Source organism: Bacillus cereus group sp. BceL291 (assembly GCF_051776705.1).
GTDB lineage: Bacteria > Bacillota > Bacilli > Bacillales > Bacillaceae_G > Bacillus_A > Bacillus_A cereus.
Genome location: NZ_JBPWAP010000129.1, coordinates 1 through 8,819, shown reverse-complemented (window position 1 = coordinate 8,819; position 8,819 = coordinate 1). Strand labels below are relative to the sequence as shown.

Here is an 8,819-nt window from a genome sequence, read left to right as displayed (position 1 = left end):
AATCGAAAGATTCATAAAAAACGTCATCCTTTCTAGTTAGCTTTTTAGAAAGAATAACGTTTTTTTACACTTGGGGGTAGTCTAGATTCTTAAGTTGATGGGCATGGGGTAACACCATTTTTAGCGTTAGGAACAGTAATAGGTTCCATTAAGAAGGCGGACGCAGCTGCTGGCTTAGCAAATATTTTAAATATGAGTTTAGCTATAGTTGGCGGGTTATGGATGCCGATTGAAGTATTCCCCAAAATATTAAGAACGATTGGTGAATGGACACCAACATACCATTTCGGAAGTGGTGCGTGGGATATTGTAGCTGGAAAATCAATTGGATGGGAAAATATCGCGGTATTAGGAGGTTATTTCCTTATATTTGTTGTAGTATCAATATATATAAGAAAAAGACAGGAAGCGGTATAAATGATAGAGAAGAAGAGGATTGAGATTTTTCCGAAACATATGGGATTTTTTCCGTACATGTGGCTTGTTTATTTATTATTTCCAATTTACCATTTAGCACAAGCATCAGGATGGAAGCTTGTGCTAGGAAGCGGTATGTTGATACTTTTTATTATCACATACCGTCAGCTATATTTTGTTCAGAAGACGTTTATTTTATGGGCATGCATTCAAATGATACTCATCTTTTTATTTGCTTTATTTTATAATCCCTTCATGATATTCTTTGGCTTTTTCACGGCAAGTGCGATGGGATTTGCACCAAGTAAGAAAGTATTTCGGGTATTACTCTGTTTGTTAGCTGTAATGCTTGGAGCATTTGTATTTGTAAATATGAATCAACTAACACCAACAAGTTTAGTAAATATCGTCCCGATGTTTATTTTAATGCTTCTTACGCCATTTGGTATGCGTAATTTTAATCAGAAAAAGATGTTAAGAAATCAATTAGATGAGGCGAACGAGCAAATTAAAGACTTAGTAAAACGTGAAGAACGGCAGCGGATTGCAAGAGATCTTCATGACACATTAGGGCATACGTTATCTCTTATTACTTTGAAAAGCCAGCTTGTAGAGAAGTTAATTGTGAAAAATCCGGAGCGTGCAAGTGCGGAAGCGAAGGAAATTACACAAACGTCTCGTACAGCCTTAAAACAGCTGAGAGAATTAATTTCTGATATGCGTATGATTACGGTAGAAGAAGAGCTAGAGCAAATAAAAGCAATCTTACAAGCAGCTAATATTGAATTAGAAGTGAGGCAAGAAGCAAGATCGAGCTCGTTATCACCAATTGAACAAAATATTGTCGGGATGTGTTTACGTGAGGCCGTTACAAATGTTGTAAAACATAGTAAGGCGACGCGGTGCGCAGTTTCTGTATTAGAATCACAAGGTGAACTAATTTTGAAAGTAGAAGATAACGGAATTGGTTTAACAGATCAAAATCATGATGGAAATGGTATTCGCGGCATGAAAGAACGAATTGCTCTTATTGATGGATTTGTTGAACTAGGTACAATCAATCCAGGGACGTTGTTAACAGTAAAAGTTCCAGTTGTTATTAGAACAGGAAAAGATGAGGTGAGGGCATGATCCGAATTATTATTGCAGAAGATCAGCGGATGCTTCGTGGTGCGTTAGGGGCTCTGCTTGATCTAGAAGATGATATCGAAGTAATTGGACAAGCGGCAAACGGGGAAGAGGCGCTAAAATTAATTGAATCGTTAAAACCGGATATAAGTATTATGGATATTGAAATGCCGATTCAAAGTGGATTAGATGTTGCTGAAGCGTTAAAGAAAGAAAAATCATCATGCAAAGTAATGATTTTAACAACATTTGCACGGCCGGGATATTTTGAAAGAGCAATGAAAGCTGGTGTGCACGGCTATTTATTAAAGGATAGCCCAAGTGAAGATTTAGCGGCAGCAATTCGTAATGTAATGAAGGGAAAACGAGAGGTCTCCCAAGATTTAATGTTCGGCCTATGGCAGGAGCAAAATCCGTTGTCAGATCGCGAAAAGGAGGTATTGTTGCTTGCGAAAGAAGGAAAGACGGCAAACGAAATTGCGAAGGCACTTTATCTTTCGCCGGGTACAGTACGTAATTATATTTCTGAAGTATTAGCGAAGCTTGATGCGAAAAATAGAATTGAAGCAATTACAATTGCGGAAGAAAAGGGTTGGATATAAAAAGAAGGTTACCTATGAGAGGTAACCTTCTTTTTATAATTATTGTACTTCTATTACTTGATTTACTTTTTGTAACGGTTTGTAACCGTGTGCTTCAAATGCCTTTGCAAATTCATTTGATACGGCAGTGCTATATAAATCTTTTGCAGCTTGTACGATGTGAGATTGAAGTGATTCAAAGTCTTCAGCGGAAGTTGCATAATTTTGCAATGCACGCATAACAACTTTACTTACTTTTTCATTGCCTTGTTTTTGGACAGCAACACTGTTATATGTTTTACCTTCAGCTAATTGATATAATACGTGACTGATAATACCAGAATTCACGTGTGATTCTTGATTATTACCATCGTTATAGAAATCTTGTAAATTTGTATATAGTTTATGACCGCCGTCACCAATTTCCCTTGGGATATCACGAATTGTTAGGCCACCTAATGTATCGCCCATAATCCAGTTTCCTTTATCTTTCTTTACGTAATATTCGATTTGTGTACCCCAGAAATCCGCTAATCCCTCGTTTAGTGCAGATGTTTCAGCGCTTGGATATCTCACGACTTTATTTTTCGTCGTGCCACTAAATACAGCATGTCCAAATTCATGAGCTGTTACATCAAGAGCGGATGTTAGTTTTCCGTCTAAACCATCACCAAATACCATTTGGTTCCAAGCGGGATGCCAAAATGCATTTACATAGTCTTCTTTTACACCATCACTAACTTCAGTAGAATCAAAACCGTGTACACTAGCGACAACTTTTGAATCTTTATTGTCGTAACTTTTTAGATTATGTTCTTTCTTAAAGTAATCGTAAATATCACTCATGTTCTTCATAGCGCCCGCGGCTTCTTTATCTGCAAAATTAGGAGTACTACTTGAAATTAGTGTCCCTGGATAACCAGCTTGACTATATCCCCCGAGGGAATCGGCGTAGTTTGCATTATAAATATAAATACCATTTCCGCGTGATAAATCCGCTAAATAAAATTTTCCATCAGTTCCTTTGGCAATATTGAAAGAGATGTTTTCTTGAAGTGCATTTTTCCCAGTTCCTTGCTCACTTGCGGGGGATAATCTAGGTGATGTTACTTGATTTATAGTCTTATTCTCTTTGTTTTTAATGAATTTTTCTTGGAAAAGTACTTCGCCAGTTTTTAAATCAACTATAGCATTGCCGTTTATAATTTGTTCATTGTTTTCATAAGTAAATGTAATAACAGTTGCGAATGTATAATAGCCATCTTTTTTCTTATAAACAACGGTTTCGCTAGAGAATTCTGTCTCAACTGCATCACTTGGAATTTGAACTATATCGCGTAATTTAGATTTTACTTCATTTTTCGACAAAAAATTTGTTATAGTAAGATTAGGTTGTTGATTTAAATTTTGAACAACTTTACCACTAACAGTTGTGATTACTCCATTTTTATCTACTTTTACAATGAGATCTTGGCCATATACTTTATAGTTTTTATATGTTTGTGCAAGGCGAACTTCGGTTTGATTTTCTTTGGTTTCTTTATTTGTAGGTTGGAAATCTACATTTTTTTCAGTAGTGACTTGTTCTTGTTGAGCTTTCGCCCCATTTACCTCACCTTTTAAATACTTTTTAGCAATATTTTCTTTCGTATCATTTTGAGGTTGTGTTAATTTACCGATTGTTAAACCAGGCTGAGCAATTTCAACTTTGACTGCACCTTTGTCTAATTCTTGAGCATGAATAGCTTCTGTTGATAAAGGGCAAAGAAGACCGAATGTAACGAAAGCACTAGCAAGTTTTCTATAATTCATCTATAACACTCCTAATCTATTATTGTATGTGAGATGAATTGTATGAAAAATTTGCCGAATTTTATATATATTATGCATTATTTCATATCAAAAATTGTCGAATTCACATTATTGTAGTGGTATGACAACTCAAAAAATTAGATTGTTCTAATGGGATGGTGAGTAAGTATGCACGCAGAAAAATTAGGAAGTGAAATTAAGAAAATTAGGGTGATGAGAGGATTAACACAGAAACAGTTATCCGAGAACATATGTCATCAATCGGAAGTGAGCAGGATTGAATCGGGCGCGGTATACCCAAGTATGGATATATTGCAAGGTATCGCAGCAAAATTACAAGTTCCCATTATTCATTTTTATGAGGTACTCATTTATTCTGATATTGAAAGAAAAAAACAGTTTAAAGATCAAATCATTATGCTTTGTAAGCAAAAAAGATATAAAGAAATTTATAATAAAGTATGGAATGAGCTGAAAAAGGAAGAATATCATCCTGAATTTCAGCAGTTTCTTCAATGGCAATATCATGTAGCAGCTTACATATTAAAGAAAATCGATTACGAATATTGTATTTTAGAATTGAAAAAATTGTTAAATCAACAGTTAGCTGGAATAGACGTATACCAAAATCTTTATATAGAAAATGCGATTGCAAATATTTATGCTGAAAATAGCTATTTTAAGAAGAGTATTGAGTTATTTGAAGATATATTAAAACAATTAGATGTATTGCATGATAATGAAGAATTTGAAGTGAAGGTAAGATATAATCATGCAAAAGCATTATATTTAGATAATCAATATGAAGAGTCACTTTATCAAGTAAATAAAGCTATTGAAATATCATGCCGAATTAATAGTATGGCATTAATTGGACAGCTATATTATCAAAGAGGTGAATGTCTAGGAAAGTTGGAGTACGATGAGGCAGAGGTTGAAGATGCATATAAAAAGGCAAGTTTCTTTTTTGATATATTAGAAATGCATGCATATAAAGAAGCGCTCGTAAATAAAATCAGTAGATAAATATCCTAAAAAATGGGTATGCATAATTGCATATAATAGGGATAAATTTTCATGATATATTAAAATAAAAAATGTGGGTGATGGAATATGAAGAAATTACTTATTGGTAGTTTATTAACGTTAGCGATGGCATGGGGTATTTCATTAGGCGATACGGCATTAGAGAAAAGCCATATAATTTCTCATAACGATCAAGAGGTACAATTAGCTAAAGATTTACCTTTTGAATATTAAAAAACAACCGTCTTACTTAGGCGGTTGTTTTTTTATGGAGTAACATCCAAACGTCTTTACTAGAAACAGGTTTGCTAATAAAGAATCCTTGAATGTGATCACAATTTTGTTTATGTAAAAATTCCCATTCTTCTGCTGTTTCTACACCTTCTGCAATCACTTTTAAATTTAGTTCTTTTGATAGTGTAATAATGGAAGAGACAATTGCTTCTTCTAAAGGACTAGTTGTAATTCCACAAATAAACTCTCGAGCGATTTTTAATGTGTTGATTGGATATTTTGTTAAATAAGCTAAAGAACTATAACCAGTACCAAAGTCGTCGATTGAAATTTGAATACCGAGATTTTGAAGTTGTTCTAGTTTTGCAACTACAGATTGATTTTGATTAATTGCGATGCTTTCCGTAATTTCAATATCTAGTGCTTCTGGTTTCAGTTCTGTCTCTTCCAACACCTTTGAAATAGTTGGGATTAAATCTGCATGGTTAAATTGAACAACAGATAAATTCACACCAACTTTTAAGTGAGAAAAACCTTGATTATGCCATCTTTTTGCTTCTAAACAGGCAGTACGTAAAATCCAATTGCCAAGTTCAATAATAAAACCAGTTTCCTCTGCTAGAGGGATAAATTGGGCAGGAGATACGATACCGAGTTTTGGATGCTTCCAACGTATTAATGCTTCAAAACCGATAATTTGTTTTGTTTTTGTGCTTACTTGTGGCTGGTATTCAAGGAAAAATTCATTTTGTTGTAATGCTTTTGAAAGTTCACCTTCTAAGAATTGAATTTCATTTTGAGCGATACTCATTTCTTTTGAGAAGAAAACAAATCTGTTTTTTCCATTTGCTTTCGCACGATACATAGCCATATCAGCATTTTTCATTAACTCATTTACATCAGTTCCATAATCAGGGTACATCGCAATTCCGATACTTGGTGTAATAGAGAGTTCTTCGCCTTGAATGAAGAATGGTTTGTTTAAAATAGTTAAAATCTGTTCAGCTATAAAAATTGCACTTTTTTCTGAGTACATTTCTGGTAATAGAATTGTAAACTCATCTCCACCTTGACGAGCGACGATATCTTTTGAACGCAAGCAACCGCGTAATCTTTTTGCTACTTCAATTAATAATAAATCTCCGACGTCATGACCAAGTCTATCGTTAATTTTTTTAAATCGATCTAAATCAAGGAATATGACGGCGACATCATTTGCGTTAGTTTGAGCTGTATTTAAAATGGCTTTTAAATCTTTTTCGAACTTTCGGCGATTTGGTAATCCAGTAAGTGCATCGTGAAAGGCTAAATGTTCTACTTGTTTTTGTTTTTCATATAAGGTGGTAATATCACGTGCTATCCCAAACATTCCGACCACTTCTTTGTTTATAAAAGTAGGGATAAGTGTAATATGAAGATAATAATAATAGCCTTCTTGTTCTTTTGTCCGAACTTCTAACGTTTGTGGCCTACCTTCCTTTGTAATTTGTAAAGCCTTCTTTAGTAGTTCGTGGTCTTTTGAATCAATGAAGTGTACCAGAGAATAGCTTGCCACTTGGAAATAATAGGCAGTAAATAAGCTTTCGCAAGCCTTATTAGATTGTTGAAAAATGCCATTCATATTTAAAGAGAAAACGGCATCGGGATGATCTTCGAATAAAGACTTATAGCGTTGTTCACTTTTTGATAATGCAAATGCACCTTCTTCAACTTCATCCTCTAGTTGTGTAGTCAACTGTTCATATGTAAGGATTAGTGCTTGATTATCTTTCCACATGTAAAGTTGCCGCAAGAATAACAAAATAAGTGATAATACGAGACCAATTAACATAAATTTATCATCCCAAGGTTGAATGATAATAAAGGAAAAAGTAATAATTATACTAAAATAAGGTAGTATAAAACGTACATAATCGAATCGATAATATTTTGCTTTCGTTTCATGTTGCATTGGTTTATCCAAGATATATAGTATGGAAGAAAGTCCAATTAATAGAATAGAAGCAGTGTGTATTAAATAATTAAATTCAGGAGAAGTTTTCATCCCAAAATTTAATTGAAACAGATGAATGTAACCGTATACGAGTATAATAGTGAAACCGATAATTAATGCGATTCTACTAGAAGAATATTGTTCTCTTCTATAAAGACTAATAACGGCGTAAATTACTAATGATTGTGCAATAAAATAGCCAATTAAAATCCAAGTTTCCTTTGTTAACATACGGAAGCTTGAAAGGTCCAAGATAAAAGTTAAAGTGAAATAAATGTTCATAATAACAATAAAGATGCTATCGAATGAAAATTGAGCAAGACCCTTAATAGAGTAAATTTTTATAAACTTTATAGCAAATCCAACAAAGAGTAAAACATATTGTATGATAAAAAAAGGTAATGCTTTATATGAGAATATAACTTGCTTATGAATAGAAAGTGAAGGAAGAAATAAAGTTATCTCCATAGCTAACCCGCATAGACAAGTACATAATAATAAAATCCAAAATAATTTATCACCATGCGTCATTTTTCTAATCGCTTTACATAAGCAATAGCAAGAAAAAAGTGCAGCGAAACAGAATAAGAAAAGAATCCCGATTTCTTTTATATTCGACTCATTTGGTATAAGGAATATCCAAAGAGCAAATATAAATATGTATATTATGACAGATTGTATATACTTTTTTTGATTAATCATATTGTGACTCCGTTTCAATAAAGTTGAATCTTGGGGAGAAAATGCTAATTTAAATAATAGCATATAAAATAGAATATTTTTTACTATAAAAATTACTTTTTTGAAAAAATGGTGCAAAGTTACAATTTACCACTGTAACTTTGCACCACCTATTCTTTTCATTCCTCTTATAGCAGAAAGTTCATCTATTAATTGGAATAGTGCTAAGTCTTTTTGTTTACTTTCAATCATAATATCGAAATTATGATTGTTTTTTTTCGCAATGTGTAAGAAGGGCTTAATAAACTCTAAATCGATATATTCAGCATGGGCCCTAAATTCTTTTTCCGATCTCGGGGAGGAAATGTGAACTTTAGGAGAGATATTTGTATGTGACCAAGTTTCAAAAATTGCAGGAAGCAACTCTTCTAGTGGTTCTTCGCAAAGATTGGCCATATGATGATGATAATCAAATACAAATGGGATATTTTCTTTTTGGCAAATTGATAAAGTTTCAGCGGTTGTATAGGTTTTATCATCATTTTCAAGAGTCATTTGTTTTTTTATATGTGTAGGAAGTTTTTTTATGTTTTCATGGAAGCGCTCAATTGCCTTTTCTTTATTTCCATAGGCTCCACCTACATGAATATTAATGTAAGAAGAATCTGCAATGCCTATAGCATCCAATATTTTATAATGATAAGTCATATCCGTAATAGCGTTAGTAGTAATATGTGGCTTGTCGCTTGTAAATAGCGTAAATTGATTTGGATGAAAACTTATTCGTAAATTGTGTTCTTTAATTAAAGCCCCTATTTTACGCCAAAGTGGTGTGAATACCCCATGCCTATCCACTTAAGAATGGAAACACAATGAACTTTCGTTCATATAACCAAAAAACTCTCGAAATATTTGGTATCTTTAAAAATGGGCATACCAAATAAACC

6 protein-coding genes and 2 pseudogenes are annotated in these 8,819 nt (G+C 33.3%); 5 read left to right on the top strand and 3 right to left on the bottom strand.

Annotated features, from left to right (window positions below):
• Positions 1-105: 105 nt before the first annotated feature.
• From ACS2CR_RS32450 to ACS2CR_RS32440, 3 genes and pseudogenes are all read left to right on the top strand, one after another.
• Positions 106-417: pseudogene (locus tag ACS2CR_RS32450) on the top strand (ABC transporter permease); the annotation flags it as partial.
• Positions 418-1,548, top strand: coding sequence for a sensor histidine kinase (locus tag ACS2CR_RS32445; RefSeq protein WP_000570626.1), 1,131 nt, complete (start codon positions 418-420; stop codon positions 1,546-1,548).
• A complete protein-coding gene (locus ACS2CR_RS32440; protein WP_000619244.1) occupies positions 1,545-2,147 on the top strand; it encodes a response regulator transcription factor in 603 nt (200 codons plus the stop codon). Before ACS2CR_RS32445 ends, ACS2CR_RS32440 begins: the two co-directional genes overlap by 4 nt.
• A gap of 39 nt (positions 2,148-2,186) precedes the next feature.
• Here the strand turns inward: ACS2CR_RS32440 and ACS2CR_RS32435 are convergent, their stop codons facing one another.
• On the bottom strand, positions 2,187-3,938 hold the full coding sequence (locus tag ACS2CR_RS32435; RefSeq protein WP_016111032.1) for a M4 family metallopeptidase: 1,752 nt from the start codon (positions 3,936-3,938) through the stop codon (positions 2,187-2,189).
• Positions 3,939-4,106: 168 nt separating this feature from the next.
• Between ACS2CR_RS32435 and plcR the strand changes: the two genes are divergently transcribed.
• Both plcR and ACS2CR_RS32425 read left to right on the top strand, forming a co-directional pair.
• Complete coding sequence (gene plcR / locus ACS2CR_RS32430; protein WP_000542919.1) at positions 4,107-4,964, top strand: transcriptional regulator PlcR; 858 nt, start codon at positions 4,107-4,109, stop codon at positions 4,962-4,964.
• A gap of 87 nt (positions 4,965-5,051) precedes the next feature.
• Entirely contained in the window at positions 5,052-5,198 is a 147-nt protein-coding gene (locus ACS2CR_RS32425; protein WP_000734730.1) for a quorum-sensing peptide PapR, read from the top strand.
• 16 nt (positions 5,199-5,214) lie between these two features.
• Here ACS2CR_RS32425 and ACS2CR_RS32420 read toward each other — a convergent pair whose 3' ends face one another.
• Both ACS2CR_RS32420 and uvsE read right to left on the bottom strand, forming a co-directional pair.
• A complete protein-coding gene (locus ACS2CR_RS32420; protein ID WP_153603072.1) occupies positions 5,215-7,893 on the bottom strand; it encodes a DUF4084 domain-containing protein in 2,679 nt (892 codons plus the stop codon).
• 126 nt (positions 7,894-8,019) lie between these two features.
• A pseudogene (gene uvsE / locus ACS2CR_RS32415) lies at positions 8,020-8,724 on the bottom strand (UV DNA damage repair endonuclease UvsE); the annotation flags it as partial.
• Positions 8,725-8,819 lie beyond the last annotated feature (95 nt).

Bases quoted from the DNA above. Each gene is read 5' to 3' on its own strand.
- ACS2CR_RS32445 (WP_000570626.1), top strand. From the start codon at position 418: ATGATAGAGAAGAAGAGGATTGAGATTTTTCCGAAACATATGGGATTT.
- ACS2CR_RS32440 (WP_000619244.1), top strand. From the start codon at position 1,545: ATGATCCGAATTATTATTGCAGAAGATCAGCGGATGCTTCGTGGTGCG.
- ACS2CR_RS32435 (WP_016111032.1), bottom strand. From the start codon at position 3,938: ATGAATTATAGAAAACTTGCTAGTGCTTTCGTTACATTCGGTCTTCTT.
- plcR (WP_000542919.1), top strand. From the start codon at position 4,107: ATGCACGCAGAAAAATTAGGAAGTGAAATTAAGAAAATTAGGGTGATG.
- ACS2CR_RS32425 (WP_000734730.1), top strand. From the start codon at position 5,052: ATGAAGAAATTACTTATTGGTAGTTTATTAACGTTAGCGATGGCATGG.
- ACS2CR_RS32420 (WP_153603072.1), bottom strand. From the start codon at position 7,893: ATGATTAATCAAAAAAAGTATATACAATCTGTCATAATATACATATTT.